Source organism: Nocardioides baculatus (genome assembly GCF_016735675.1).
Taxonomy (GTDB): Bacteria; Actinomycetota; Actinomycetes; order Propionibacteriales; family Nocardioidaceae; genus Nocardioides; species Nocardioides baculatus.
In genome coordinates, this window is record NZ_JAERSG010000005.1 from 223362 (window position 1) to 250360 (window position 26999).

Annotated in this window: 27 protein-coding genes; 20 read left to right on the top strand and 7 right to left on the bottom strand. The window is 66.1% G+C overall.

The window, feature by feature from the left end:
• Window positions 1–214 precede the first annotated feature (214 nt).
• Complete coding sequence (locus JI751_RS16640) at window positions 215–1309, top strand: ParB N-terminal domain-containing protein (RefSeq protein ID WP_201939060.1); 1095 nt, start codon at window positions 215–217, stop codon at window positions 1307–1309.
• 1095 nt (window positions 1310–2404) lie between these two features.
• Here JI751_RS16640 and JI751_RS16645 read toward each other — a convergent pair.
• A complete protein-coding gene (locus JI751_RS16645; RefSeq protein WP_307814312.1) occupies window positions 2405–3085 on the bottom strand; it encodes a very short patch repair endonuclease in 681 nt (226 codons plus the stop codon).
• A gap of 67 nt (window positions 3086–3152) precedes the next feature.
• On the opposite strand from JI751_RS16645, the gene JI751_RS16650 reads away from it, so the two are divergent.
• The 6 genes from JI751_RS16650 (at window position 3153) to JI751_RS16675 (ending at window position 12634) form a co-directional block, all read left to right on the top strand.
• Window positions 3153–4649 carry a DNA cytosine methyltransferase gene (locus tag JI751_RS16650; RefSeq protein WP_201939064.1) on the top strand — a complete coding sequence of 499 codons (1497 nt, stop codon included), beginning with the start codon at window positions 3153–3155 and terminating at the stop codon, window positions 4647–4649.
• A gap of 114 nt (window positions 4650–4763) precedes the next feature.
• On the top strand, window positions 4764–7451 hold the full coding sequence (locus tag JI751_RS21990) for a Z1 domain-containing protein (RefSeq protein ID WP_201939065.1): 2688 nt from the start codon (window positions 4764–4766) through the stop codon (window positions 7449–7451).
• Window positions 7452–7534: 83 nt separating this feature from the next.
• Window positions 7535–8437 carry a PD-(D/E)XK motif protein gene (locus JI751_RS16660; protein ID WP_201939067.1) on the top strand — a complete coding sequence of 301 codons (903 nt, stop codon included), beginning with the start codon at window positions 7535–7537 and terminating at the stop codon, window positions 8435–8437.
• The gene (locus JI751_RS16665) at window positions 8437–10644 is read left to right on the top strand and encodes a hypothetical protein (RefSeq protein WP_201939069.1); all 2208 of its coding nucleotides are present in this window, start codon (window positions 8437–8439) and stop codon (window positions 10642–10644) included. Before JI751_RS16660 ends, JI751_RS16665 begins: the two co-directional genes overlap by 1 nt.
• Window positions 10641–11531 carry a hypothetical protein gene (locus JI751_RS16670; RefSeq protein ID WP_236666407.1) on the top strand — a complete coding sequence of 297 codons (891 nt, stop codon included), beginning with the start codon at window positions 10641–10643 and terminating at the stop codon, window positions 11529–11531. The genes JI751_RS16665 and JI751_RS16670 overlap by 4 nt, the downstream gene beginning before the upstream one ends.
• Window positions 11531–12634 carry a DUF6339 family protein gene (locus tag JI751_RS16675; RefSeq protein ID WP_504739129.1) on the top strand — a complete coding sequence of 368 codons (1104 nt, stop codon included), beginning with the start codon at window positions 11531–11533 and terminating at the stop codon, window positions 12632–12634. The genes JI751_RS16670 and JI751_RS16675 overlap by 1 nt, the downstream gene beginning before the upstream one ends.
• A gap of 763 nt (window positions 12635–13397) precedes the next feature.
• On the opposite strand, the gene JI751_RS16680 is transcribed toward JI751_RS16675, so the two are convergent.
• Window positions 13398–13787 carry a DUF2237 family protein gene (locus tag JI751_RS16680; protein ID WP_201939072.1) on the bottom strand — a complete coding sequence of 130 codons (390 nt, stop codon included), beginning with the start codon at window positions 13785–13787 and terminating at the stop codon, window positions 13398–13400.
• 90 nt (window positions 13788–13877) lie between these two features.
• On the opposite strand from JI751_RS16680, the gene JI751_RS16685 reads away from it, so the two are divergent.
• The 3 genes from JI751_RS16685 to JI751_RS16695 all read left to right on the top strand — a co-directional run bounded on the left by JI751_RS16685 (window position 13878) and on the right by JI751_RS16695 (window position 15992).
• The gene (locus JI751_RS16685) at window positions 13878–14117 is read left to right on the top strand and encodes a hypothetical protein (protein ID WP_201939075.1); all 240 of its coding nucleotides are present in this window, start codon (window positions 13878–13880) and stop codon (window positions 14115–14117) included.
• The gene (locus JI751_RS16690) at window positions 14114–14494 is read left to right on the top strand and encodes a type II toxin-antitoxin system VapC family toxin (RefSeq protein WP_201939076.1); all 381 of its coding nucleotides are present in this window, start codon (window positions 14114–14116) and stop codon (window positions 14492–14494) included. The genes JI751_RS16685 and JI751_RS16690 overlap by 4 nt, the downstream gene beginning before the upstream one ends.
• Window positions 14495–14735: 241 nt before the next feature.
• Window positions 14736–15992 (top strand): DUF2786 domain-containing protein, encoded by a 1257-nt coding sequence (locus JI751_RS16695; RefSeq protein ID WP_201939077.1) that lies wholly within the window; start codon window positions 14736–14738, stop codon window positions 15990–15992.
• A 59-nt stretch (window positions 15993–16051) separates the two neighbouring features.
• Here the strand turns inward: JI751_RS16695 and JI751_RS16700 are convergent, their stop codons facing one another.
• Together JI751_RS16700 and JI751_RS16705 are read right to left on the bottom strand one after the other, a co-directional pair.
• Entirely contained in the window at window positions 16052–16687 is a 636-nt protein-coding gene (locus JI751_RS16700; RefSeq protein ID WP_201939078.1) for a nucleoside/nucleotide kinase family protein, read from the bottom strand.
• A 21-nt stretch (window positions 16688–16708) separates the two neighbouring features.
• The gene (locus JI751_RS16705; RefSeq protein ID WP_201939079.1) at window positions 16709–17548 is read right to left on the bottom strand and encodes an oxidoreductase; all 840 of its coding nucleotides are present in this window, start codon (window positions 17546–17548) and stop codon (window positions 16709–16711) included.
• A gap of 77 nt (window positions 17549–17625) precedes the next feature.
• Between JI751_RS16705 and JI751_RS16710 the strand changes: the two genes are divergently transcribed.
• The 10 genes from JI751_RS16710 to JI751_RS16755 all read left to right on the top strand — a co-directional run bounded on the left by JI751_RS16710 (window position 17626) and on the right by JI751_RS16755 (window position 24484).
• The gene (locus JI751_RS16710; protein WP_201939080.1) at window positions 17626–17847 is read left to right on the top strand and encodes a hypothetical protein; all 222 of its coding nucleotides are present in this window, start codon (window positions 17626–17628) and stop codon (window positions 17845–17847) included.
• A gap of 41 nt (window positions 17848–17888) precedes the next feature.
• Complete coding sequence (locus tag JI751_RS16715; RefSeq protein ID WP_201939081.1) at window positions 17889–18698, top strand: hypothetical protein; 810 nt, start codon at window positions 17889–17891, stop codon at window positions 18696–18698.
• Window positions 18691–19830 carry a serine hydrolase domain-containing protein gene (locus JI751_RS16720; protein ID WP_201939082.1) on the top strand — a complete coding sequence of 380 codons (1140 nt, stop codon included), beginning with the start codon at window positions 18691–18693 and terminating at the stop codon, window positions 19828–19830. The genes JI751_RS16715 and JI751_RS16720 overlap by 8 nt, the downstream gene beginning before the upstream one ends.
• Window positions 19827–20150 (top strand): hypothetical protein, encoded by a 324-nt coding sequence (locus JI751_RS16725; protein ID WP_201939083.1) that lies wholly within the window; start codon window positions 19827–19829, stop codon window positions 20148–20150. The genes JI751_RS16720 and JI751_RS16725 overlap by 4 nt, the downstream gene beginning before the upstream one ends.
• A 115-nt stretch (window positions 20151–20265) precedes the next feature.
• Window positions 20266–20505 (top strand): hypothetical protein, encoded by a 240-nt coding sequence (locus JI751_RS16730; RefSeq protein WP_201939085.1) that lies wholly within the window; start codon window positions 20266–20268, stop codon window positions 20503–20505.
• A 4-nt stretch (window positions 20506–20509) separates the two neighbouring features.
• Entirely contained in the window at window positions 20510–21010 is a 501-nt protein-coding gene (locus tag JI751_RS16735; RefSeq protein ID WP_201939087.1) for a mycothiol transferase, read from the top strand.
• 35 nt (window positions 21011–21045) lie between these two features.
• Window positions 21046–22335: a hypothetical protein gene (locus JI751_RS16740; RefSeq protein WP_236666408.1), complete on the top strand. Its 1290-nt coding sequence runs from the start codon at window positions 21046–21048 to the stop codon at window positions 22333–22335.
• A 20-nt stretch (window positions 22336–22355) separates the two neighbouring features.
• Window positions 22356–22583 carry a type II toxin-antitoxin system CcdA family antitoxin gene (locus tag JI751_RS16745; RefSeq protein WP_201939091.1) on the top strand — a complete coding sequence of 76 codons (228 nt, stop codon included), beginning with the start codon at window positions 22356–22358 and terminating at the stop codon, window positions 22581–22583.
• Entirely contained in the window at window positions 22576–22977 is a 402-nt protein-coding gene (locus JI751_RS16750) for a type II toxin-antitoxin system VapC family toxin (RefSeq protein WP_201939092.1), read from the top strand. Before JI751_RS16745 ends, JI751_RS16750 begins: the two co-directional genes overlap by 8 nt.
• Window positions 22978–23011: 34 nt before the next feature.
• Window positions 23012–24484 (top strand): cryptochrome/photolyase family protein, encoded by a 1473-nt coding sequence (locus JI751_RS16755; protein WP_201939093.1) that lies wholly within the window; start codon window positions 23012–23014, stop codon window positions 24482–24484.
• A 6-nt stretch (window positions 24485–24490) separates the two neighbouring features.
• On the opposite strand, the gene JI751_RS16760 is transcribed toward JI751_RS16755, so the two are convergent.
• The 3 genes from JI751_RS16760 to JI751_RS16770 all read right to left on the bottom strand — a co-directional run bounded on the left by JI751_RS16760 (window position 24491) and on the right by JI751_RS16770 (window position 26994).
• Window positions 24491–25222 (bottom strand): zinc metalloprotease, encoded by a 732-nt coding sequence (locus JI751_RS16760; RefSeq protein ID WP_201939094.1) that lies wholly within the window; start codon window positions 25220–25222, stop codon window positions 24491–24493.
• An 87-nt stretch (window positions 25223–25309) separates the two neighbouring features.
• Entirely contained in the window at window positions 25310–25690 is a 381-nt protein-coding gene (locus JI751_RS16765; protein ID WP_201939096.1) for a hypothetical protein, read from the bottom strand.
• Window positions 25687–26994, bottom strand: coding sequence for a WXG100-like domain-containing protein (locus JI751_RS16770; RefSeq protein ID WP_201939098.1), 1308 nt, complete (start codon window positions 26992–26994; stop codon window positions 25687–25689). Before JI751_RS16770 ends, JI751_RS16765 begins: the two co-directional genes overlap by 4 nt.
• Window positions 26995–26999 lie beyond the last annotated feature (5 nt).

Here is a 26999-nt window from a genome sequence, read left to right on the forward strand (position 1 = left end):
CGGACCGGTCTTGGCGCTCTGCTAACCAAGCGCACTCAAGTGGAGACGGATAGGGACGGACTGGTCGTTTTGGTAGGCGCCCGCGAAGGTCTAAACGCGTCAGTTGGCTCCGTTGTTGCCACCGGCGTCGGAGCCGGATGTCATGATTGCGCCAACTTGGAGGTGAAGCGAGTCCAGCCTCCCTCTGCAACCACTCGCGCTCCCGGGAGGAACGTTGACCGACGACCCGCATGCCGATCGACAGCTTAAGTACTTACGGCTCGGAGAACTCGAATTCGATCCAGAAAACCCCAGACTTCCGACTCATCACCACGGCACCACCCGAGAGGTAGCAATCGAGTGGTTGCTCGACTCGGCGAATCTGCTCGAATTAATGCGTTCAATCGGACAGCAGGGCTACTTCCCCGGGGAGCCGATCCTCGTGACCCCCAGCGGCGACGACACATATAAGGTCCTAGAGGGAAACAGGCGTTTTGGAGCGTGTCTATTGCTCGCCAATCCCGACCTTGCAACCACAAAGAAGCGCGCCGTTGCCACGGCTGCCGCGGAAGCCGATTTTACTCCCAGCACAATTCCGGCGCTGATCTTCGACGACGAAGATGAAGTCCTTAACATGCTGGGCTACCGTCACATCACTGGCATTCAGGAGTGGGGGCCGTTAGCAAAAGCGCGCTATCTTCAGCGCCTGTGGGACAGCGACGCGGGTCCTGACGAATACTTCGACCGGCTCAAGTACATTGCGAAAAGTATTGGCAGCAGGTCTGACTACGTGGCGCGGTTGCTAACTTCACTGGGTCTGTATAACGCAATCGAAGAGAGTGAATTCTTCGGCATAGAGGATCTCGACGAGACTACACTGTCATTCTCTTTGCTGGTGTTATGCATGAATCGACCGGCAGTGGCTCACTTCGTCGGACTCGAGGATGGTCAGGACTTTTCGCTAGACGGGCTGGAAATCTCGGAACTGGAGCAGTTGACCCGCTGGCTATATGAGAAGATTCAGGGCAGGGCGACCGTCCTGCAGGAGTCTCGCAACATGACCAAACTCGTGGAAGTCCTTGAGCATCCAGACGCATTGAGTGCGCTAAGGGTTCGCGGGACCAGCTTGGATATGGCGCATCGGCTGGTGGGGCGAGAGGAGTTTTCGCTGAATGCCACACTGGTCGAGGTCCTGGCAGACTTGCTCTCTGCACGAAGATTGGTCGAAGCGGACGCAGTTGAGGTTACCCAAGTCGAGTTATCGTCGGTGGACGAGGTGCGAATGGAGTGCGAGTCGCTTCGACGCGGGATGATCGAGCGTGCGTTGTGAGCCGCGTTCGATCCCGCTCCCGGCCAAAACTTGGTGGTGAAAGCTCATCCCCGCTTAAGGTGGTTGGCTCGCCGCCCAGTGATGCATTGAAGGAAGTACATCTCTGGGCTGATTACGTCGAGTTGCGGTGCCTAGTGGCGCCGGACCGAGCACTAACGCGGGGGGACTTGGTCGGAATCTTGCGGCTCGATCCTGAGGACAGCCCAGAAAGCGAGGGCCCGGACGAGGACGTAGCGCAGCAGTCGGACGCTGATCAGGTCGGTCACGTAGGGGGCGCCGGCGACGACAACAATTCAGCAGCCGCGCGGGCAGTCGACAACAGGCACCGGCTCGCGAACGAGGTTTTTGACCTGATTGAGACTCGTTATTTACTCTACGCCGACACGTACCCGTTTGACGTCAGCGGGGAGGAGATCCGTCGCCTAGGCAGCTTGGATCAAGTGCAACGCACCTACATCTTTCTTCTGTCATGTGCCTCCGGAAGGTACGTTTCACAGCATGGATTGCTTGCCAAGTCTTTCGAGCGCCTATGCGCGCGGGTGCTCGAATTGAGTGTTCCGGGGGCGTCCGTTCATGTCTTCGGAACCGCCCAAGGTAACAACTCATTGTTCTCTGGAAACTTTGTGGCTCGGGCGCGTTCACTCGCCTCTTACTTGGGCGAGGTGATGCAGCCGGATGCTGAGAAGATCGCTAGGTCAGAAAATGGTGATCGGGGGCTAGACGTGGTCGCGTCCGTGAACCCAGGGGACGACTTGTCAAGTCGGCTTGTCATCTTCGCGCAGGCAGCGACAGGTCGGGAGTGGCATGTCAAGCAACATTCGGTGACGAGCGCGGCGTGGGACCAGATAGTCCAAGTTAGGTCGCCAGCGGTAGCGACGTGTCTTATTCCGCTGTGCTTTCGGGATGTTGCGGGCGATTGGCATGATCCGACGTTAATCCATCGATCTTGGCTGCTTGACAGGTTTCGCATTCTTCGTCAAGCCAAGAGGGCAACGGAACTTGGCGAAGAGATTGGTTGGGAGGACGAGAATGCCACAGGTATCTTGGAGAAGATACTTAACTACACTTTTACGGAGTAGGTCTTACGACTGACACTTATTCGCCGCTAGGGAGCGAGTCGCCGGAAGACAGTTGCTTATGCTCCGTCACCTTCCGCGAAGTTATCCGCTGAGTTGCGGTCCTCTTGTCGGTTGGCTCTGTAGGCGCCGCGATCTTGCTATGGACCAGTGTTTCGACCTGACCGGCGACAACCGACGGGTCTTGGTGCTCCCAAGCGCGGACGACTGACCAACCGGCATCCCGCAGGAGCCGATCAGTGTCCCTATCTCTCGCACGATTTGACTCCACTTTCCATTGCCACCATTCACTATTCGCTAGAGGCTGCACATGATGGTTGGGGCACCCATGCCAAAAACATCCATCCACAAAAACGGCTACCTTTGCGCGAGTGAACGCGACGTCGATCGTCCGGCGATTGTTCCCTGGGACCTTGACCTGCACGCGGTACCTCAAGCCGCGTCGGTGGAGCTCGTGGCGCAGCGCGAGCTCAGGCGCCGTGTCTTTTCGCGCCCGACGCGACATGCGCCGAGACAACTCCTCGTCCGGGCGGATGCGGGCCGGCTCGTTCTTGCTCACTGACCCAGTACAGCACTCGCGCACGAGCTTGCGATGGCGTAGGTGAGCCATTGGGCGCGCGTCTGTCACGCTTGGCTGACGGAGAGGCCGAGGCGTCGGGTTGCGCTCAGCCTGTGTCGCGCCACGTGTTGTCGGACCCATCGGGGACACTTGGCGCAAACTCAAGCGCTAACGCTTGGTCGTAGATGAACAGGAGACAGGTGAGGGCGTGACCATTCCCGTCATCGACGTTTTTGCTGGGCCCGGCGGCTTGAACGAAGGCTTCTCTTCGATCGCGGACGATGCGGGACTGCAGCGCTTCAGCACGGTCGCGTCATTCGAGATGGACCCTTGGGCATGTGAGACCCTTCGGCTGCGGGCGACGTTCCGGTCGCTGCGGGCTGCGGCGGACGGGATGCCTCGCGCGTATGTCGATCTCTTGATGGGCCGGATTTCGCTTCCCGAGTTTTTTGCGCGCGACGAAGTTGAGATTCACGCAAAGGAGGCCTTTGCGGAGGTTCAGCAGTTGGAACTCGGAGAGGCGACGCGGAAGCAGTCTGACGATGTAATTCGTCAGCGGCTGGCTGGAGAGCTGCAAAATTGGGTACTCATCGGCGGACCACCGTGCCAGGCGTACTCCCTTGCCGGACGTTCACGGAGAGCAGGAGATCCGTCGTTCAAGGACGACCACAAGCACATCCTGTACCGCGAATACCTCAATATCATTGCCAAGTTTGAGCCTGCAGTCTTCGTGATGGAGAACGTCAAGGGGATGCTCTCGTCGCAGCACGAGGGCGGGCCCATCTTCGGGCGCATAAAAGAGGACCTCGAGGCGCCCCGGGTTGGTTTGCGCTACGAACTGCGATCGCTTGTCGTGCCTCGGGCCGCCGCCGATCTGACGCCGTCTGACTTCGTCATCCGTGCAGAGGAACATGGGATCCCGCAGCGCCGGCACCGTGTGATCCTTCTTGGGATTCGTGAGGACCTCGCAGCGAGGCAGAGCGCAGTTCTGCAGAAGCAGTCACCTGTCAGTCTGCGATCCGCCATCGGGGACCTACCGGCTGTGCGATCTCGACTCAGCCCGCTTTCGTCCGACTCGCCGTCAGCATGGCATGAGGCGAGGCTTGTGGCCGCGGCTCTAGCGGAGGCTCAGAGCCCTCATGCGACATCGATACCCCGGTTCCAAGGCGCTAGGTGGCTCGACTACCGACCACGGCTTGATGGGGAGCTGGGGGAGTGGCTGGTTGACCGTTCGTTGGACGGTGTCTCGCTCCATGAGGCGCGGCGTCACATGCGTGGTGACTTGGAGCGATACGCGTATTTGTCTTACATGGCGGGCCAAGGAAGCTTCCCGAAGGTGATGGACCTACCTAGCCATCTCGCTCCAAACCACAGGAACGCGTCGCGTGCGGATGCGCCGTTCGCGGACCGATTCCGAGTTCAGCCTTGGGACTCTCCGAGCACCACCGTCGTGTCACACATCGCCAAGGACGGTCACTACTACATCCACCCAGATCCGCTGCAGATGCGCAGCTTGACCGTCCGAGAGGCCGCGCGCTTGCAGACGTTCCCAGACAACTACCTGTTCGTTGGCAACCGAACACAGCAGTATCACCAGGTCGGAAATGCAGTGCCTCCGCTCTTGGCGCGAAAGATTGGCGAGATCGTCCATGCGCTCATCGACGGAGAGCCAGCGCCTTTAGGCAAGCTGTCGCCTGCCTCCTGAGGGGTGGTTTCCTGAAGATTCGAGCCCTCTGCGCGAACGAGCAAGTTAAGGTCGGGCAGTTCGGACCGGCCCTGTAGGTCGCGTCTCGCGTCTTCCGAGGGGGAATCGGAGAGAGTGGATCCGGAGTACGTCCGCCGCGCAATCATCGACGCCCAACGGAGGCGCAAGCTGTCGCTGGCTGAAGCAGCTGCCGACTTCATCCGAGGCATGGGTCTGACTGACACATCGGTGATTGACGCTGTTGTGGAGGAGATTCGAACGGAGGCCGCTGCCTTCCAGTTCTTGGACGTCCCCGGGGGCGTTCGCAGCTCTGAGTACCGTGCCAACGCGGAGTCGGCGAACGAGCAGTTGTGGTACACCGGCCCCGAGGACGGAGACGAGCACTGGCCGAAGCTCCGTGAGCGCCTCGAAGCCTCAGGTCTGGCAGACGTGGTCGCCGACATCGATGTCGCGTCGACAAAGGTAGTTAGTCACTTTGGAGACCCCGGCATCAAGGGGCTGAAGAAGAAGGGCTTGGTTGTCGGATACGTGCAGTCCGGAAAGACGGCCAACTACACCGCTGTCATAGCCAAGGCTGCCGACGCTGGGTTCAAGCTTTTCATCGTCCTGTCGGGTATGCACAACAATCTCCGCCGACAGACGCAGGTGCGGATTTCGCGCGATCTCGACACCTACGACTGGGGTGAGCTGACGGACGCAGACAGCGACTTCGGCAAGGTGGTGAATGGCGCGGCGCTACTAACCAGCGAGCGCCCTGCAGTCGCTGTCGTGAAGAAGAACGCTGCTCGGTTGCAGAGGCTTCGCGACTGGCTGCGTGACATCGACGAAGGAACCAGAGCACGGTGCCCGATCCTCATCCTAGATGACGAGGCCGATCAAGCAACGCCTAATAGCGCCTCCGCACAAGGTGCGGTCACCCGGATTAACGAACTCCTCAAGGAGATCTGGGCGGAGGTGCCGACCGGCTCCTACGTGGGATACACGGCGACGCCGTTCGCCAACGTGTTCATCAACCCGAACGACGACGAGGACCTCTACCCCTCGAACTTCATCATCGACCTACCGCGGCCAATGGCGTACTTCGGTGCGGAGCGTCTCTTCGGCCGATCCGATCTTCCCGATGCGGAGGACCCCGACGAGCCTCTCGACATGGTGCGCATCGTTTCGGACGATGACGCATCCTCGCTCAAGCCGCCGGCGGGGAGGGCCGCCCGAGAAGGATTCGACCCCGAACTTCCGCAGTCGCTCAAGGATGCCGTGGACTGGTTCATCCTGGCGACCGCCATCAGGTGGGCTCGGGGTCAAGAGACCGACCACAGCTCGATGCTCGTCCACACCACTGCATTCGTGGCGCCGCACTTCGTCACGCGCGATCGGCTCGTCGCGCGCCTCGCGGATTTGGCCAAGGACGTTTCGCAGGACAGGTTCAAACATTTGCACAAGACCTTCATGGCCGAAGAAGGTAGAGCCGCGGAAGTGCGAAGCGCCGACATGCCTAGCTGGACGGCTGTCAGCGGTCAAGTCCCACGAGTCCTTGAAGCCGTCCGAGTCGTTGTCGACAACGGCTACTCAGACGACCGTCTCGATTACGGTCGAACGGACGCGGAGGGGACCCCGGTCGTGGAGACCGTCATCGCAGTAGGCGGTGGCACGCTGTCACGTGGACTGACGCTTGAAGGCTTAGTGGTGAGCTACTTCCTTCGAAGCAGCAACACCTACGACACCCTGCTGCAAATGGGTCGCTGGTTCGGCTACCGGCCGGGATATGAGGACCTCCCGCGTGTATGGATGACGGAGGACCTTCGTGACGACTTCCAGTTCCTGGCACTTGTCGAAGAGGAGATCCGCATTGACATGCGGCGGCTGGAATCGCGAGGGGTTACCCCGCGCGAGTTCGGTGTCCGGGTTCGAGCGCATCCGGGACGGCTTGCGATAACGGCCAAAGCCAAGATGCGTCACGCTGAGTTGGTTCGCGTGAGCTATGCCGGGCAGAGGCATCAAACGTTCATCCTTCACGAGCGTGAGACTGCGGTGCTCGAAGAGAACATCGCCGCCGCCCGAGACCTCGCTGCAGCCTGCGTCGAGCGTGGAGGGCCGGGTATCCAGAACGCCGAACGTCGGCAGTTCCACGGCGTCCCGGTTGCTGACATCTTGGACTTCCTGCGCAGCTACGCCTTCCACGCCGGTCAGCCTGGTTTGAACTCGGATCACATCGCTGGGTGGATCGAGCAGTGCGCGGCCGAGCAAACTTGGAATGTCGTATTTACGGGGTCGTCCAAACGGGCCCGTACTCCTGACGGCGATGTCGTCGAGCTCGGGTCTCTCGATCTTGGCTCGGGGATCGTCCTGCCGAAAGTCAATCGTGCCCCCCTGCGTGACGTAAAGGACGCGGGCAACATCAAGGCGTTGCTGTCCCAGCCGGACTGGGTCTTGGATGCCGATCCCGACCTGGTGCGAGAGTCCTACGGCAGCGGACTCAAGTACGCAGAAGTTCGAGATGATCTCGGGCTCAGCGATCAAGGTCTGATCGTCGTGTACGCAGTGTCTGAACACTCGGTCCCATTGAGGGCACCACTACCGGGGCGAGAACAGAGCCGCCGCAAGTCCGAGGCCACGATCGCGCAGGTAGCCCTCGGTCTCGTGTTCCCGGAGGGAGCTGACTCACTCAGGTCCACCGACGCCGACTACTTCGCTGTACGTCCCGATTGGACTCCTGAAACCGATGTCGACGCTGACGACCTTCCTGTCGATCGCGAAGGAAGCCACAACGTGGATGGCGCCGAGATCGGTGGGGCAGTGTGACTGACGTTTCGGAGGAGTTCGTGCTGCTTCGGACTGCGCCAGTCGCTCCTTGGGGCGGCCAGTTTCAGTCGCGGGTCACCAGCGTGACGCTCACACACGGGCCGGTCCGGGTTGCGCTCGATGACAGCGGACTCCCTCACGTTCTCGTACCGCTTGATTCCGACGTCGACATTGCGCGAGATGCAGGATCGAGAGGCGTTACTCTCTCCGCGCGCACTCTGGTGCTCAACGGACAAGAAATTGTGTTCGCAGATCTTGCTTGCCTGGATGCCAAACTCACTTTGGTGTTCGAGCATCTGGCGGACGATGCCCTGCAGCGGTTGGCGGCCTCCTCCGAGCACCCAGAAGCAATCCTCGCAACGGTCTTGGGGGAGTGGCGCCAGCTCTTGCAGGTTGCGAGTCTGGATCGCCTCGACCGGGAGACTGCGATGGGGCTTGCTGCGGAGCTCGAGGTTCTGACTTTGCTCGCCAAATCAGCACCTGCGGAAGCGCTGAATGCGTGGCGTGGACCTGCCCAAGAGCCACACGACTTCGTCCACGGCCGACATGCCCTCGAGGTGAAGTCCACCGCTGCTGTCGATCCCAGCTTCATCCGGATCAGCAACCTCGACCAGCTCGATTCGTCGTTGGTCGACCGATTGCACTTGGTTGTCGTTCACTTCCGAGAGGAAGCAGCAGGAAAAACTTTGGATGATCGGATGCGCGAGCTGTTCGCGGCGGGCGTCGACAAGCAGGCTCTCATCCGGAAGGTCAGCCAGTACGGCTACACCTTTGAGTCGGATGTGGACGCGGCTCGCTTCACGAGCCGAGGTATCAGACTCTGGCACGTATCGAACAACTTTCCAGGCCTGACGCGCGCTCGGTTGCCTGAGGCCGCGACGCGAGGGGTCTCGCGTGTCAGCTACTACGTGGATCTCGACGTCGCAGATCGCCCGGTCTCCGTGGACGGCGACGCCAGGACAGACATCGAACGGTGGATTCCTTGATGGAGGACCTCGAACAGGCTCTCACTCCGGTGGCCGGCCACTTCAGGGCGACAGAGATCACACCCAACACCGTTCTGGCAGCACATATCCGAGCGCTCGGGGGCAAGCCCGTAGGGGCGCCGTGGACGGTCGCCAAGCAGGCTTTAGTCGATGGGAGCTCGTTCGCCGACGCCGCGGCCCGAGCAATGGCGGGCCAGACGACTGAGCCGAGCCGCGCTGCATCATCCGATGAGCACGCCTCCCTAGCTGCCTCGTTTTCGCCGGCCACGCACCCAACACTTGCTGAGACGGTGTCCATCAGCCCGGCAGCAGTCGAATCCGGCGTCGATTTCATCGACACGGACCTCGCCGAACATGAGCCGGTCTCGTCGAAGGACATTGCGGCCGCTGCTCCGCTCGACTGGTTCCCGAAAGTGTTCGGTCCCGGAGACATCGATGGAGAAGGCGCGAAGCGTCTGCTGGGCACTCCCAACATCCCGACTGTCTCAGTCCTCGTGCGCGAAACCGCCCAGAATAGCTGGGATGCTCGCGTCGGACACGCGCATGTGGTGTTTCGCCTTCACCTGCGTCAAGCCACCGCAGAGGAGCGCTCCATCCTTCGTCACAAGGTCTTCACTGGTGCGTGCGACGGACTAGAGCTCACCGAGAGTTTGGCAAAAGAGGACCTCTGGCTACTCGAAATCACGGATCGGGGCACCAAGGGGCTTGGTGGTCCGATCCGCAACGACTTGGAACCACCGGCTGGTGCGAGTACGAACTTCATCGATCTCATCTTCAATGTAGGAGCCCCACGAGACGTACACCTTGGTGGAGGCACTTACGGATTCGGCAAGACCATTGCGTACCGAGCCAGTCGTCCCGGATCGGTGGTGTTCTGGACGCGCACCCACGATGTGCAAGGTCAGCTCGAGGATCGCCTGATCGGGTCTGCAATCGGGTCCAGCTTCAGCTCTGTCGGACTTCGGCACACGGGGCGTCATTGGTGGGGACGCCGGGTTGACGAGCGGATCGAACCAGTGGTCGGCGCTGAGGCGCGAACTTTGGGCTCGGCCATCTTCCGGACAGGCTTTACCGAGTCTCAGACCGGTACTTCCCTTCTGCTCATCGATCCCGACTTGGGAGGCGATTCTCCAAGAGAGGACGTGACTCGACTCGCCGAGGCTTGCGTGTGGCACCTCTGGCCCAAGATGGTCCGCGGCCAAGGCGAGCGCGTTCCGATGGAGCTCGAGGTGTGGTTAAACGGGTCGCCTGTCCAAATCCCAGACCTTCCGAAGCATCCAATTCTGGCTGGACACGTTGACTCACTGTCGGCGGTGCGATCTGCACAGCAGGGAGTTGCGTTCACGCCTGTGTACAACACGACCACCCACGAGATCTGGTGCGAAAAGCCTCGCAAGCTGCTTGGCCACCTGGCACTGACGCGTTATCCGATCAGCGAGCCCCTCACCGGGGTGGCGGATCTAGCACCCGTACGCGAACCATCGGCGAGCATTGCGCTCATGCGGCATGACGCCGAGCTCGTGGTCAAGTACGAGACGTTCCAGCCACTCGATCACCCCACATTCCAATGGTCGGGAGTGTTCAAGCCGGTTGCTGATGTCGACGACTCCTTCGCTCTCGCAGAGCCGCCGGCGCACGATGACTGGATCCCAGCATCCATGTCGGACAGGGCGCAGAAGAGGGACGTCAACGTGGCGCTACGGCGCATCAGGGAGCAAGTGACTGAGTTCCTGCGGCCACTTGCCTCGAATGAGGACACGCTTTCGAAGAGCACACCCGTAGCCGCAGTTGCGGACGCTCTGGCTGGGTTGATCGGCGGTCTGGAAGGAAACGCCGCGAGCAGGCGGCCGAGCAAGGGTGGCGAGAGGAAGCCGGCCTCCGGCCGCCCGACGGCGCGGGTGCTCGAAAGCTTGCTCGGCGATATGGCCGAAGGTCGGCGACGCGGCTACGCACGGGTGGCGTGCACAGGCAAAGGTGCGGATCCCGTTCGTCTCCGGGCATCTATAGCCGTCGGAGTTGAGGGTGGAAGCGACGCAGACGAGCTTCTGACCAACATCGTCGGATGGACGAACGATCCGATGCACGGTTTGGAGGTTCGGGGGCCGGAACGATCCCTCAAGCCAGGCCAGGAGTCGTGGCTGGTCTTTGAATTCGACCCCGCGCTCGCGGTTGACGTGAACGTACGACTTGCGGAGGACGAGAAGTGAACAGCAGGCTTCTGCCGCACATGAGCGTGCGCGGCGACGCCGTGCAGTGGGGCGCTTGGTGGGTTGAGCTGGATGGGAGGAGAGAACTGGTTTCCGACCGCCTCAAGGGCTGGGACTACTCCAGTCGTGCCCGTTTCGAGATCCAGCCCACGGTCGACGTCGCCTCAGCGCTGCGCTCCGCAGGGATTGCCGACTCCTCTGACGTCGCGCTACTCGGACTGCTTGACTGTAGGGCAACTGGCGAGCGATTCGCGGTGAAGATTGCGCTGTCGGATGTCGAGATGGGGTTGCCGAACCTTTTAGTTGTCGAACCCCCCGCCGGCTCACTGGCGGACGCCATCGAGCTGAGCGCCCACTTGGTCTTCACCGGCGTGAGCGAGCCAAACCCGGATGGCCGTGCGTGGCGCCCGAGCTCCAGACTGGCCAGCTCGAGCGTCACTCGTCTGCGGCTGGAAGGCGACGGCACCCGCTTCCCGACTGAGGGCGTGGCCTTCAGTGTTCTCGGCCTAGATCCGGCGGCGTGGACGCTCCAGTTCACGCCAGACGACCTAGCGGATTCGTTCTTGGGACATGTGCGCCTGCTGCTCAACACGGAGCACCCTGCAGCAGCGTTACTGCTCGCTTCTGACGGTCCTGTCACCAGTGCGTTGCACAGCGTGCTCACTGTCGACGTGTCTCGCCAGATGTTCTCTTCGGTCGCACACGGCGAGTTCGAGCTCGATCCGTCAGGCTGGTCGGACGGGTCTGTTGGTCACACGCTCGACACACTCGCACAGGTCGCTCTATCGATGGATCTCGCTTCCGTAGTGACAATGGCCCGACGCGATCCGTTGCTCCTCGAGCGTAAGTTGCAGGTGGGATTCGACTTCTTGCGAGGTGTTTCCTGATGCCGCTTGTGTACCCCCGCATTGGCGACGCGCTGGGCCTCGAACTTCGGGCGCGCTTGCAGGACACAGTCGCTAAAGGCGGATCAGCAGAGAGATTGATCGGGTTCGATCATCCAGCGGCTGCACCGGTTGCCACCGGGGCAAGTGTTGCGACGAGGGCACGGCTCGAGAACGTCAGGATCCAGGTCGTAGACGGACTGGCTGACTTGTGGAGCCCAGGAGACGAGGTCGCTCACGGTCGCCGGTCAGAACTCGATCGGCGGCTTGGAGTTCGACTTCATTCCGTCTTGAACATCTTGCCGGCCGATGCTGCCCACTCGGGCACGTGGACCTTCCTGACTCTTGTTGTTTTCCCGGATCTGGCCTGGGCCCGTTTTCCGGATCTGCATGAAAGTCGAGTGCTCGGAGGCCCAAGGAATGCGCTGCGACGGACGTGGATGAGGCAGCACGTTCTTGGTGATCTTCACTCCGAACCAAGGAATCCCCTCGGTGAGGACGAGTTGGTGGGGCTGTTTGAACGCTCGGCGCTGGCACGAAACAGACGGCTCGTGCGGGCGGTTGCGCGCGAAGTCCTTAGCAGTGAGACGAGCTCGCGTAGCGATTTCGCACGACAGCTCTATAAAAGGATAACTCACCTGACAGGACCACTACTCCTAGATTCGCTCACGGATCATCAACTCAGTGCGCTCGTCACGGCCGCTGCCAACGGAGAGCAATGGCCGGCAATTGACGATGCGTCGGGTGCTCCGAGCGAGGGTGCGCACGACACTGCGACCCCAGCGCCGCGCACGACAACCGCCGGCGACCTTGTCCTCGAGTTCCACCGTGAGGCCGTCGAGCTCAGCCGCAGGATCTTGGCCGAGACGGCCTATCGCCCGAGCCAACTTCTCGTAATGCTGAACGAACAAGGCGGAGTCGAAACCGCCCGACAGATTGTCGGGCAGCCCCAACCGTCTTCGGGTTTCATGGCGTTGATGGACCTAGGGCGCCTTGACCTCGCATTCGAGAATCTTGTTCTCGACGCGAGTTACCGCGGGCTGTTTTCGGAGGACCTGGTCACGCTGGCCGAAGAGCGTATGGCCGTGTATCGCGCCTATAAGTAAGACCAAGCACCCGACAGTGCCGCGCTGTTCGCCGTCCGAGTATCAACGCAAGGCCCGCGGGCTCCCTCACAGCTCGCCGGATTAGTTTGCGCGCAACCGGCGAGCGATTGAGCCCGAATACTGACTGGACTCCATCGGCCACCGGTTGACCTGCTGCCCTGCGTCCGGCGTTTTGAAGCTGACCGTGATCGTCGTCCGGGGGAGATGGGTCCATTCCGATTGAGCGATCGAAAGACGGCGCCGTCGACTGGGGTGGCCAGAGTGAGGCGGTACCTGTGCGACCTGGAGATGGAGGTTATGGGTAGGAGCATCGAGTGAACCATCGTGATGCCGTCGTCGAACTTCACAGGGAAAGGTGATTGTCACATTGACGTCGTATACGGGCAGGCGTCCAGGATTGTGAACCGTGTACTCGTACACCCAATCCGCGCGTCCCTCGACGACTTCGGATTTCGTGGGTCTGGATGCGACGAGGGTGGCAACGGACACGCTCCTAATCTCGGCCACCCTGACGTCAAGCGCATCCGCGCGCAGCCTCCACAACTGCCACGCAGCCGTCCCTGCGCCTACAGCTCCGGCACTAGCTCCGATCGCTTCCCAAACCATGACTGCACATTAGGCATTTGTGGCGCTGGCGACTACGTTCGGCACGAGTTTGACGACGGTGTGCCTTTTGGGAAAGCCTTCTGCGCCGCCCGCTGAACTTTCGAGAAGGGGCAGGCATCCGTTTAACTTGTGCCCGGCTGAACCTTGCGTTCGCGACCTATTCGATCCAACTGAGGTCGGGCGGTACGTCGACGGAGTGCTCGCGCAGCATCTCGAGCGGCACCACCTCCAGTGCCAGCGACGAGGTGGCGGCGAGGACGACCGGTGCGGCCACGCCGGCGTCGTACGCCTGGAGCCAGCGAGCCGCGACCACGCACCAGCGGTCGCCGGGGACGAGGCCGGGGAAGTGCCACTCGGGGCGGGGCGTCGAGAGGTCGTTGCCGACCGAGCGCTGGTGGGCGAGGAACTCCTCGGTCATGACGGCGCAGATCGCGTGGAGGCCGACGTCCTGCGGGCCGACGGTGCAGGTGCCGTCGCGGTAGAACCCGGTGACGGGATCGGTGCCGCAGGGTTCGAGGTCCCCGCCCAGGACGTTGCGCTCGGTCATGGGACGAGCATGCCGTCCCACCAAAGGCTCAGGCGACCACGGAGTCGGCGAAGGTGGTCCCGCTTGCTCGGCGCTAAGTATGATCAAAGTATGAGCGTCCGCATCACGGTGAGTCTTCCTGACGAGCTGGTTGCGGCTGCCACCGCCGCCGTGGCTGCCGGTGAGGCGGCATCGGTCTCCGCCTACGTTGCCTCCGCGCTGCGGGAGAAGACGGAACGGGAGTCCGTTGCCGACGTCCTGGCTGAGTGGCTCGCCGAGGCTGGCCCGCTCAGCGGCGATGAAAGTGCATGGGTGGCGGCGGCGCTCGCGCGGTCCGGCCTGGAGTCGTGAGCGGTGGCTTCTGCCTCGACGCGGGCGCGCTGATCGCACTCGATCGAGGTCAACGGGCGATCGTGGGCCTGTTGGCAGGCACGCTCGACGCAGGCGGGTCGCTCGAGGTCCCGGCCGCAGTCGTCGCCCAGGTATGGCGCGACGGTGCGCGACAAGCCCGGCTCGCGCGATTCCTCCGCGCCCGCGGGGTCGTGATGGTCGACCTGGATGCCGACGCCGCGCGGGCCATCGGCGTGATGTGCGGGCACGTCGGTGTCTCGGACGTGGTGGACGGGCACGTCGCACTGCACGCACGCCGCCGGGGACTGGCAGTGCTGACCTCGGACCCCCGCGACATCGCGAGGCTGGATCCGAGCCTGGTGATCGTCGAGGTGTAGCGGAGCCGCTGTTCACAGATCCACCTGCACCACTGTGGGACCGCCGAGGGTCGTCAGCGTCGATGCCTCCCGCCGCCGGCCTGCTCACCGGTGGCGTCGATGCGGGAGAGGGCCCGCGTGCCGTCGCGCGCCGCGGCGTCGTCGTCGGGGCCTACCGGCTCTCGTGACGTCGCCTGTGGATGACGGGCTGCCCGTTGTCGGTGACCGCTCCTAGCTTCGTACAACGACGAAAGGGGGACGCATGGGCGTCAACAACAGGAAGCGCAGGGCAGCGAAGCAACGCAAGCAGCAGAGGTATCAGCAGCAGCGGATCCGGGAGGAGGGTGACGAGCCGGAACGGCCTGCGGAGGGCTGGGATGCGGAGTCAGCGGCCGCGGAGGTCGAGCGACACGTGCACCGGGCACTCCGGGCGCTCGGGAGGAAGAAGCCGACCGAGAGCGAGGTGACGCTCTTCGCTGACCTGCTGCTGAGGTGGGCGGCCCCCTACCCGGCGTTCGTGGTCGAGATCGTCCTGCACGATGCGGTGTACGCGGTCGTCGCAGGCGGGTGGTCGCCAGAGGACCTGGCTCAGCTCGTGACGCGCAACGTCGGACCGACCCGCCTTCCGCTGTTGGCAGGGGCACTGCGTGAGGACGAGCGCGTACGGCCTCGCGGACAGGAGTGGCGTGACGCCATCGAGCGCATGGATGACCAGCCCCTGCCGCGGGTCGCGCACTCCGCTGCGGTCGCCCCACTGCTGGGGTTGGCGGCGCTGCTGCGCGCCACACCGGTGCTGACCGATTCGATCGCCGCCACGGCGGCATCATCCGGCCCCGAGCACCCGAAGCTGGCCAAGGTGCGCGCCCTCCTGGCCAAGGCGGAGTCGACCGAGTTCGACGAGGAGGCAGAAGCTCTCACGGCCAAGGCGCAGGAGCTCATCTCCCGCTACGCGCTCGACCGACTGCTGGCTCAGGGTCCCACTCACGACCACACCGATGTCGAGGTGCGGCGGCTCTGGCTGGACCCTCCCTACGTCCGACCCAAGACCCTCCTCGTGTCGGCGGTCGCCTCGGCCAACCGGTGCCGGGCCGCGGGGGCGGACCGCCTGGGCTTCAGCATCGTGGTCGGTGCAGCCGCGGACCTCGATGCCGTGGAGCTCCTCCTGACCTCGCTCCTCGTGCAGGCCGACGCTGCGATGCTGCGCCACGGACGTCGTACGAGTGCGTCCGGATCGACGCGGACCAAGTCGTTCCGCCAGTCGTTCCTCACGGCGTACGCCACCCGCATCGGAGAGCGGCTGTCCGAGGCCAACGCCGTGGCCGCGCGCGCCGCCGGTGCCGCCCTGCTCCCGGTGCTCCGGTCGCAGGAGGTCAAGGTCGCCGAGGAGTTCGAGCGCCTGGTCCCGCACTCGATCGGCCGCGCCGCGAGTGTGAGCAACAGCGGCGGATGGATCGCTGGTCTTGCAGCTGCGGACTTGGCGGCGCTCGACGTCGGTGCGCGGCTGAACCAGGCTGGGTGAGCCGGACGCACCGTCTGAGCGTGTGGCCGACCTCGACCCTCGGGACGGCTGAGGGTCGGTCAGGACGTGACGAGAAGGTCGGCAGCGCTGCGGGTGGCACCGACCAGCCGGGAGTTGGCCTCGTCGACCTGGTCGACCCACTCGCGTGCCGCGTCAGGCGTCTTCCCGAACTGCTGATGACGCGCGACGAGGCGCGAGCGGCGTACGGCGTCGTCGAGGTCGACGTACCAGCACTCGGCCAGCAGCGGGCGTACGTGCTCCCAGCCGTTGTCGTCCAACAGGAGGTAGTTGCCCTCGGTGATCACCAGCCTCGCCGACGGCGGGATCGCGAGTTCGGCGGCGATGGGTTGCTCGAGGTCGCGCTCGAAACCTGGGACGTAGAGCGTGCGGCGGGGTTCGTCGTGGAGTCGTCGGAGCGCGGTCACGTAGCCGTCGACGTCGAAGGTCTCGGGCGCTCCCTTGCGCTCGCGGAGGCCGAGCCGGTCGAGCTGGACGTCGGCGAGGTGGAAGCCGTCCATCGGCAGGTGCGCCACCTCGAGGCCGAGCTCTGCCAGCAGGGCCGAGGTCAGCGTCGACTTGCCGGCGCCCGGAGGGCCGGTGATGCCGAGGATGGCGCGGCCGTGGGTAGGGACAAGGCCGAGCGCACGCGAGACGAGCTCGTCGAGGGGAGGTTTCGAGGCTCGCTGCGCTCGCACCTCAACCACCGATGCGGCCCGTCATCGCGTCCCGTAGGTCCGGCTGACGACCTCGTCGAACACCCGGTCCGGAAGCAGGTCGCGTGACGTGGTGATCGTCCGCGCACCGCGACCGACGGGATAGCGGGCGGCGGGGCGAGAGACGGTGGCGGCCTTGACGATCTTGTCCGCCACCTCCTCCGGCGTCGAGGCGCGGGACGGCTCGTCGAAGCGGGTGAGCACCGCGTGCGCGCGGCGGGCGTGCTCGGCGTACGCCCCGTCGCCGGAGCGCTCGAGCAGCGAGTCACGGGCGATCTCGTTCCACTCGGTGCGGATCGGGCCGGGCTCGATGAGGACGACCTTGATGCCGAAGGGCCGCAGCTCCATCCGCAGGCTGTCGCTGAAGCCCTCCACGGCGAACTTGGTCGCGTGGTACCACGCACCGAACGGCTCGTAGAACTTCCCGCCGATCGAGGAGATGTTGATGATCCGGCCGGACTTCTGCGCGCGCATGTGCGGCGTGACGAGCTGCACCAGCCGGGCGAGGCCGAAGACGTTGACCTCGAACTGGCGCCGCGCCTCGTCGATCGGCACGTCCTCGACGGCGCCGTACGACCCGTAGCCGGCGTTGTTGACCAGGACGTCGATCCGCCCCTCCTCGTCGATGATCCGGGCGATCCCGGCCGTCATCGAGGCGTCGTCGGTGACGTCCATGGCGAAGGTGTGCACGCCGTCCGCGGCGAGGCCGGCCATCTTGTCGACGCGGCGCGCGACGGCGTACACCGTGAAGCCCCGGGCGCGTAACGCGCGGGCCGTGGACTCGCCGATGCCGGACGATCCACCGGTGACCAGGGCGATGGGCGAGGTGGCGGGGGAGGTCATGACGCGAGCGTAGTGCGGCCGCGGGGGAAGCCCGCCGGGTCGCGTTCCCACCCGTAGGGGCGCATACTGGTCAGACGATGACCAGTTCGCACGGCTCACGGCCGAGGCACCTCAGCAGCAGTCCGTTCGCACCCGCCACCGAGGCGGTGGTGGAGGTCTTCGAGGTCGGCGACCGGGTCTGCCACGACCTCTACGGTCTCGGGACCGTCACGGCACTCGACACCCATGCCGTCACGGTGAACTTTGGCGAGCAGTCGGTGCGGATCAAGCCGCCCTACGCCAAGCTCCAGCACCTCTAGGCCTGAGGGCCTCTCGACGACCGAACCCGTGATCCAGGTCGATGGCTGACGAGCGCGCGGAGGCCCGCCGCGCGAACCGGCGGCGGGTGGTCGGACATCACGTCATCTGGGCGGTCAGCGCCGTCGGTGCCGTGATCGCGGCGTGGGCGACCACGGGGACGATCGGCGAGGCCGCGTTCTGGGCGCCGTGTGCCGTCGGGATCGGGTTCGGTGCGGCCGGCACGACGTGGGCGGTGACGGCCGGCGAGGTCACGCGGGAGGAGCGACCGCGCGGCACTCCGCACCCGCGGTCCCGCCGGGCAAGGGGTGAGACCCCGCCGCGGGAGCTCGCTCCGCCCTGGCGCTGGCCGATGGTGCTGGCGTACGCCGTGCCCGTACCAGTCGCGATGGTGGTCGCCCCCTACGCCCGCGGTGCCGAGGACCCGCACGTCCTTGCGGCCGTGCAGCCGTTCGCCGTGCTCATCGGCTGGCTCTGCGGCCTGCTCGTCTTCCTCTTCGTCCAGCTCTTCCGCCTGGTCCTCGCCGGGGTCGTCGGCTTCGGTCGACCGCTCGCGACCGGGGAGGTCGAGGGCGAGGACGTGCCTCGTGCATGGTTCGTCGGACCCTTCGTCGGAACGGCCTCCCTGCTCGCACTGCCTCTGGTCCTGGTCGGACCGCTCGCCTACGAAAGCCCCTACCGCCGCGACGTCCTGCCGCTCCTCGGCGTCGTTCGCGACGGTGTCGACGTCGACCACCCGATCCTGCTCGGGATGAGCCAGGTGGCCACCTGGGCGATCGTGCTGGGTCTGCTCGCCGGGTGGCTGACGCACCGCACCGTCGGTGCCCGAGCGGTGGCGTCCTACCGTGAGTGACCTCCGGGACGCGCTGCGACCGTACGTCGACTCGGGCGCGGTCCCGGGCCTGGTGGCCCTGGTCGCTCGCGGGGACGACGTGGAGGTGGTCGCGCTCGGCGTGCAGGGCACGAGCGGGGCGCCGATGCGGCGCGACTCGATCTTCCGCGGCGCGTCCATCACGAAGCCGCTGACCGCCGCGCTGGCGATCACGGTGATCGAGGAAGGGTTCTTCGACCTCGACGACCCGGTCGACGAGGTCCTCCCGGAGCTCGCCGCGCCGCGCGTGCTGCGGACGCTCGACAGCGGGCTCGACGACACGGTGGCGGCCGAGCGTCCGATCACCGCGCGCCACCTGCTGACCGGCACGGCCGGGCACGGCTTCGCGACGTGGGAGTCGCCGGTCATCGGGCTGCTGATGGAGCGGCTCGGCCAGGCCGCCGACGACATCCACGACGTGCCGGAGCCCGACGAGTGGATGCGGCGGCTCGGCGAGATCCCGCTGATGCACCAGCCGGGGGAGGGCTGGACCTACAACGCGTCGTACGACGTCCTCGCCGTGCTGCTCTCCCGCGCGACCGGGGAGTTCTTCGCCGACCTGATGGCCGACCGGCTCCTCGAGCCGCTCGGGATGGTGGACACGGGTTTCCATGTGCCGGCGGAGAAGCTCGACCGGTTCACGACGCTGTGGTCCCGCGACGACCACGGGGTGCTCCAGGTCAGCGACGAGGTGGATGGCGTGTTCACCACCGAGCCTGCCTTCGCGTCGGGGTCGGGCGGGCTCGTCACGACGGTCGACGACTGGCTGGCGTTCGGCCGGATGCTGGTCAACGGCGGCATGGGTGCGGACTGGCGGATCATGCACGAGGACTCGGTGCGTCTGATGACGACCGACCAGATCACCGCGAAGCACCGCGAGATGGGCGGCTTCTTCCTCGACGGCCAGGGCTGGGGGTTTGGCGGCGGGGTCGACACCGAGCTGATCGACCCGTGGAACGTGGTCGGCCGCTACGGCTGGGTCGGCGGCACCGGCACGTCGGCGTACGTCCATCCGGACGGCACGGTCGCGGTGCTGCTGACGCAGGTCGGGCTGGCGGACCCGGCGGTGGAGATGATGCAGGCGTTCTGGCGGGCGAGCGCAGGGCTGCCGTGAAGCGATTGGAGCTCGTCGACGGCGCCCAGGTGGAAGCGCCGTCGCCCGGAACGGTGAGCGACGCCGTCCGCACCCTGAGTCCCCGCATCGAGTTCGTGGTCCTGCGCGAGACCGCCGGCGGCTTCGTCCAGGCTGCGTGGGGGCCGTCGGTCGACCTGCCGGAGGGCAGCTACGTGCTGGAGACGGCGGGCGAGCACGTCGACGAGCATGTGCGGGCCGAGGTCACGGACGTCGACCAGCTGGTCGCAGCCTTCCTGGGGTTCCTCGACGGGGACCGGGGTTGGGTGGACACGTTCGCGTGGACGCCGTGGACCACGTGAGGTGCGAGGGGCAGCGACAGAGGGGCGACGGACGCCGGCCCGGTCGGGCCCGGGAGCGACTGAGGCCACCCCGATGGGCATTGCGCTCGTCCGCGCCGTCGCTACGTTGGAACGCATGACTGACGAGGAGAAGCAGGCAGCGATCGAGGCGGCCCAGCGCGTGGTCGACCAGGTGAGCTCGTACCAGTACAGCGCCGAGGACGCCGACATGGCCGCGGAGCTCGACAAGGGTCTCGCCGAGGCGCGGGTGTCCCTGAGCGACGACGAGCGCACGCGCATCCTGGCCGAGATCGACGGCCTGAAGGACGAGGAGTCGAGCACCCCGCAGGTCCGTTCCGCCACGCCGGTGGCCTGAGCCGATGGACTCCCGTGGCGTGCTGACCGAGGCCTTCGGCCGGATCACCGAGCTGTACGACGGCGTGTCCGAGGGGCTCGACGACGAGACCCTCCACCACCGACCGGGCGGCACCGGCAACCCGGTCGCCTGGCTGCTGTGGCACCTCGCGCGCGTGCAGGACGACCACATCGCCCACCTCGCCGACGCCCCGCAGGTGTGGGAGGAGTGGCAGGAGCGGTTCGGCCTGCCCAACGGCACCGACGACATCGGCTATGGGCACAGCAGCGAGCAGGTCGACGCCATCCGGATCACCGACCTCGACCTGCTCGTGGCCTATCACCACGAGGTCACCCTCGCGACCGCCCGCTATCTCGAGACGGTGGATGACCACGAGCTCGAGCGCGAGGTCGACCAGAACTGGGACCCGCCGGTCACGGCCGGCCAACGGCTCGTCAGCATCATCGGCGACTGCCTCCAGCACCTGGGCCAGGCGGCTTACGTCAAGGGTCTGCGGCAGGGCTGAGTCACTGTCCACAGATTGCTCGGACGGTCTCGCGGGTGACGTCGCCAGCGGCGTTGACTGGGCAGATGCCTAGGTCTCGGAAGCGCACCCCTCGCAATCGTTCGATTCGTCAACGTCGTCGGGCGCGGCAGCAGCGCGCGAATGCCGGACGACGAGTCGTCGCGACGCTTCGCCCAGGGGAATCGCTCGAACACCTGATCACGCCCGAAGACGTCGAGATCTTGCAGAAGGCGCTGGATGCCGAGGTCAGGGGCGACGCCACCGGCGCATGGCAGCACCACATGTCGGGGCTGATCGTCGAGGAGTCGCTCACCCATCACAGCCTGCGAGAGCTCGCCGTCCTGGGCGATGACGCGCCCGCATGGATGTGCTCGCGCTGGGCGGTCGACCAGTCCCTGAGGTGGATGCTGGTCTGCGAAGACCCTAGGTGCGACGAGATCGTGCGACTGGTGCTTGCCGGACTGCACGACGACCAGCTCGAGCGCCTGCTGGACGACCTGTTGGCGCTGAAGGAGTACGGCACCTTGGTGGCGGCCACGGACTGGGTCTACCAGCAGCTCGCCGCGTACGAGTACGGCGGGCTCCGAGACTTCCTCGACGTGCGCGCAGAGGGCGGACTTCTCGAGCGACTGGACCACATCGACGAGTGGGAGCGCTCGGCCATCAGCTCCTACGAGCTGGTCGGGGTACGCGACGACGTGATCGAGGTCCGGCGACTCTCCGACGACGTGACCGAAGAGCTCCTCAACCTGGGCGCGACGACGGACATCGGCCCCGGCGCCTACGTCGTCGGACGCGTGGTTCCGACATCCGCGTGGCCCTTCGCCATGTTCGAGTCACGGCCTCTGCCGGTCGATGTCGAGACGGCTCGCGCCGTGGGGGAGCGGATGTCGAGCGAGGGCGACTTTGGGTGGTTCTGGGCTCTGGCCGAGGCGCACGGGGACGGCAGGCTCCCGTCGGGTGCCACCTGCCGAAACACCACGCTCTGGTCCACGGACGTCATACCCGATCGTGGTCGATCGACCGGCGAACCTTCCCCGCGCATGCGTGACCTCATGAACGCCGGACTGTCCGAGTACGTCGCCAACTGCGTCACGGTCGTGGAGGTCGGGCTCATCGTCGCCGAGGTGAGCGGCGACGTGGGAGCCATCGCGTCCCACGTCACCGCGTCGATGATCGATCCACGGGTCCACGACGCACTGCGGCACCACGGCGTCGAGCCCGGCCGTGGGCCGCTGTGGCGGGTGCTTGCAGCCGGCACGCCATCGCCTGTCCGCGAACGCTGCCTCGAGCTCGCTGAGCTGAGCGAGCAAGCAGCCGCCTGACGTGTGTGTAGCATGTGTGTATGGCACGCCTCAACGTCTACGTCCCGGACGATCTCGCGGCCCGAGCACGTGAGGCGGGGCTCAACGTGTCGTCCCTGACCCAGCAGGCACTCGCCGGCGCGCTGGCGAGCACGCAGACGGACGCGTGGCTGAGCTCGCTTCCGAGACCGGGTGCGAGCTCGCTGGCTGCAGAGGTCGTGCTCGACGCTCTCGACGCCGCCAGGGACGAGCTCGGGGCTCGTGGCTGACGCGTGGGTCGTCGATGCGTCGGTCCTGATCGACCTGGTCATCGGCGGCGCTTCCTCGGCCGCGAGCGCGGCGGCGTTGGTCGGTGGTCGCCTGCACGCGCCCGCGCATGTCGACGTCGAAGTCACTTCTGCGCTGGCCCGGCTCCAGCGTGCCGGCGTCGTGTCGCACCCCGCAGCGGGTCGTGCCCTTGCCGCCTTCGCCAGGACACCCCTCGAGCGACACGACCTCCCACCCCTGGTGTCCGGGGCGTGGAAGCGAACCTCCGCCCTCAGGGTTGCCGACGCCTTCTACGTCGAGCTGGCGCACCAGCTGGGCACGTCAGTGTTGACGATCGATGCGCGGCTGGCTCGCGCATCGAAGATTGCCGTCCTCCCCGACGGTCTCGAGGGGTGAAGCCACCTCGGGGAGGTCGGCCTAGGGTCGAGGCATGACGACCCGGTGGCTCTTCGGCGACCAGCTCGGCCCGCACTTCACCGACGACCATCGCGGTCCGCTGCTGATGGTCGAGTCGAAGGCGGTGTTCCGGCGTCGCCGCTTCCACCGGGCCAAGGCGCACCTCGTGCTCAGCGCGATGCGGCACCGGGCCGCGCAGCTCGGCGACCGGCTGACCTACGTGCAGGCAGAGACGTACGCCGACGCCGCGCGCGCGGTCGACGACGAGATCGAGGTCGTGCACCCGACGTCGTACGCCGCCCTGGGGCTGGTCGAACGGCTCGGGTGCACCGTCCTGCCGCCGCGCGGGTTCGCGACGCCGCGCGAGGACTTCGAGCGGTGGGCCGAAGGACGACGCGGCAAGCGGCTCCTGATGGAGGACTTCTACCGCCGCGCGCGGCTCGCGCACGGCGTCCTGCTCGACGACGGTGAGCCGACCGGCGGGCAGTGGAACTTCGACCACGACAACCGCCAGCCGCCGCCGAAGGGGGCGACGACGCTCGGCGTCACCGAGCCGTGGTGGCCGACCGAGGACGACATCGACGCGGAGGTGCGCGACGACCTCGACCGGTGGGAGAACGAAGGCGTCGAGCTCATCGGCAACGACGGACCGCGGCTGTTCGCGGCGACCCGTCGCGAGGCGCTCGCGGCGCTCGACCACTTCGTCGAGCACCGGCTGCCGGAGTTCGGCGCCCACGAGGACGCGATCCTCGAGGGCGACCCGTGGATGGCGCACAGCCTGGTCAGCGCGCCGATGAACCTCGGGCTGCTCGACCCGCTCGAGGTCGTCGAGCGCGCCGAGGCGGCGTACCGCAGTGGTGCCGCGCCCATCGCCGGCGTCGAAGGGTTCGTCCGACAGGTGATCGGGTGGCGCGACTACGTCTGGCACACCTACTGGCACCAGGGCGACGGCTACCGCCGGGAGAACGCGCTCCGCGCGACCCAACGGATGCCGCAGTGGTTCGCCGAGCTCGACGCCGACGCCACCGACGCGCGCTGCCTCTCGCACACCCTCGGCCAGGTCGCCGACCACGGCTGGGTGCACCACATCCCGCGGCTGATGGTGCTGGGGTCGTACGCCCTGCAGCGCGGGTGGGCGCCGACGCAGGTCACCGACTGGTTCCACCGGGCCTTCGTCGACGGCTACGACTGGGTGATGGTGCCCAACATCGTGGGGATGTCGCAGCACGCCGACGGCGGCGTGATGATGACGAAGCCCTACACGTCGGGCGGCGCCTACATCAACACGATGAGCGACCACTGCGGGTCGTGCCGCTTCGACCCGAAGGTGCGGGTGGGCGAGGACGCGTGCCCGTTCACGGCCGGCTACTGGTGGTTCCTCGACCGGCACCGTGAGACCTTCGCCGGCAACCACCGGATGTCACGCGCGGTCAACGGCCTCGACCGGCTCAAGGACCTCGACGGACTCATCGAGCAGGAGGACGCGCGCGGCAACCGGGCTCCGTAGCGCGCACTAGCCGCAGGGCAGCGAGCCGAGCCGCGCCAGGCCTTCGAGGTCGCCGGGACCGAACCCGACCTGGCCGGAGTTGTCGGCGAACATCAGCTCCATCGGCTCATTGACGTGCGCGAGCCCGACGACGTGCGCCAGCTCGTGGAGCACGATCGCCTCCATCACGCGCGGCTGCTGCGCGACCGCGGCATCGGTGAACGCCTCGACGTCGAGGACGATGCCGCCGCTCACGAAGTGCAGGCTCCCACCTCCGCCGCGCTCGGCGATCGCGCCGCCGACGCCGGCGACCTGGTCCGCGAGATCGGGGTACTCCGCCGCTTCGGCCCACCCGATGATGACGGGATCCGCTCGGCCGAACAGCTTCACGCCGCCCGGAAACGGACGCTTGTCGGTGTCGCCCTCGTCCTCGAACGCCAGCCCGGTCGCGTCGCTGATCCTCGCGATCGCCCGGTCGATCAGCGCGCGGCCGCCCTGCGGCTCTCCGGACGGATTCACCCGGTAGCGGATCTCCTCGCACGGGTCCCAGCCGACCGGCTCGCTGTCGTCGCCAGGCTGGGTCATCGCATAGCTGAACGTCCCGCCCGCCCGTACGACGGTGGGCGCGGGCAGCGGTCGCTGCGCCCCGAGCCCGATCGCCCGGCGGACCGTCGCGAACTGGTCGGACGGGTGGAACGCCAGGATCGCGACCATCACCGCGACCGTGGCGATCACGGTCATCCAGGTCCGACGGGGCACCTGACGATTGTCGGGTGCGGGTGGGCGTGCGTCAGCGGTTTGCGCCGGCCTGCGGTCACTCCGCGGCAACAGTGGAGCGCTCGACCCCTAGGTCGGGTCGTCGGCTCCACTGTCGAGCTCGGTGGGAAGGAGTCCGAGCTCCCCGGCTACCTGAGTCAGCTCTGGCCCCAGTCGCAGCAACAGAGCCGCGCCTTCGGGCGGGTAGGGGATGGCCTCGACAAACCCAAGGCCGATCAGGTCCTTCTCGGGAGCTTCGGCGTGCACGAACTCACGCTCCAGCCAGTCCGTGACGGCCCCTACGGTGACGGGGTCGTCCGTGAGCAAGTCCTGAGCCCACCGCGCCACGTCGGGCAGGAAGAGGTAGGGCAGGAGCTCTCCGCCCTGGTCCGCGAGGTGGTCTGCCATGAGGGGCGCGAGAAGCGGGAAGTCGTCGACCAGGCGGAGGACGAGCTGTTGTGACGACGTCATGAGTCCAGTGCCTCCCGGATCTCGGCTGCGAGCTTCCGAGCCAGGTCGCGGTCGGAAGTGGATGCGTCCAGATTGTTGCGTAGCCAGTTCTCGAGACCGCGGAGGGTCTCCTGACCCTTGATCACGTGGCGTCGGTCGTGCACCGTCTCACCCGTCCGCAATTCGTGCCGGATGGCGTCCATGGTGGTGCCGTCGCCTGTGCGACGCGGGTTGTCGACGCCCTTGAACAGCTGGTCGACGTAGTTCTTGAGCTTCTGGTTCTCGACGTCGGGCCGGCTCCGCACGCCTCGCCCAAGGCCGCCGGCCCGAGTGCCCGGCCCGAGCGCACCGACCTCGTTGCGGGCTGGCACCCGGACGAACTTCTCGACTCGCCCGCGTACGGCGTTGAGCTCGGTGCGGACTCGTTCGAGGCGGGCGGCGGTGGCGGCGACGCCAGCACGCAGGGCGGTGAGCAGGGCGTAGAACCGCGGGGCGTGCGAGCGGACCTTGGCGGCCGCAGCGGCCACCGACGCCGCGCCGCCGAGACCACCGGTCAGACCGGTGACGATCACCGAGATGGCGGCGCCCTCGACGATCATCTGGGCGACCTCCTCCAGCAGCGCCCGCGTGCGGTCGCGGGTGGCCTCGACTCCGTCGGCGTAGTCCTCGCAGGCGTCGGCCAGTCCGCCGAGCTGCCACGCGGTGTCGCCGACGAGGGTGGCGAGGTCGCGCAGTGCGTCGACGGCGAGCGGCACCTCGGGAGAGTGCTGTGCTTCGACCAGGGTGATGGCGACGTCGACCTCGTCGGCCAGGCCGGCGGTCGAGGCCGCCGCCCGGCGCCACGCGGTCCCTGCCGCGCGCAGCCGGTCGACGTCCGCGCCGGGCCAGACGAATCCCTCGACCTGGTCGAGGATCCAGGCGTCGACACCACTGAGCGAGAGCTCTCGATCACCGAGGCTCGGCGGGGGAGCGTCCGGCCGCACCCGGACGTACTCCGACTCGTGCAGCCCGTCGCCGGAGTAGCCGAGGACGGCGAGCGCACCGGCCGAGGACTCCGCGGACTCGTGGTTGGCGCCGGTCGCCGCAAGCAGCCTTCCGGCGCCGATGAAGGCGTGGGTCAGGTCGGCGAGGGCGGCGACGGCCTCGCGGGCCCCGGCGTCGTACGCCGTCGCGAAGTCTGCGCTCGTCGCGTCGTCGCCTGCCATCCCCGACGTGGCCGCGAGCCGCTCGACGAGGGACGTGACGAGCAGGGCCGAGGTCTGGTTCGCCGTCAGGCAGGCGTCCGCCGCCCGGGTGAACCCGCCGCACTCCACCGTGATCCGCACACCGA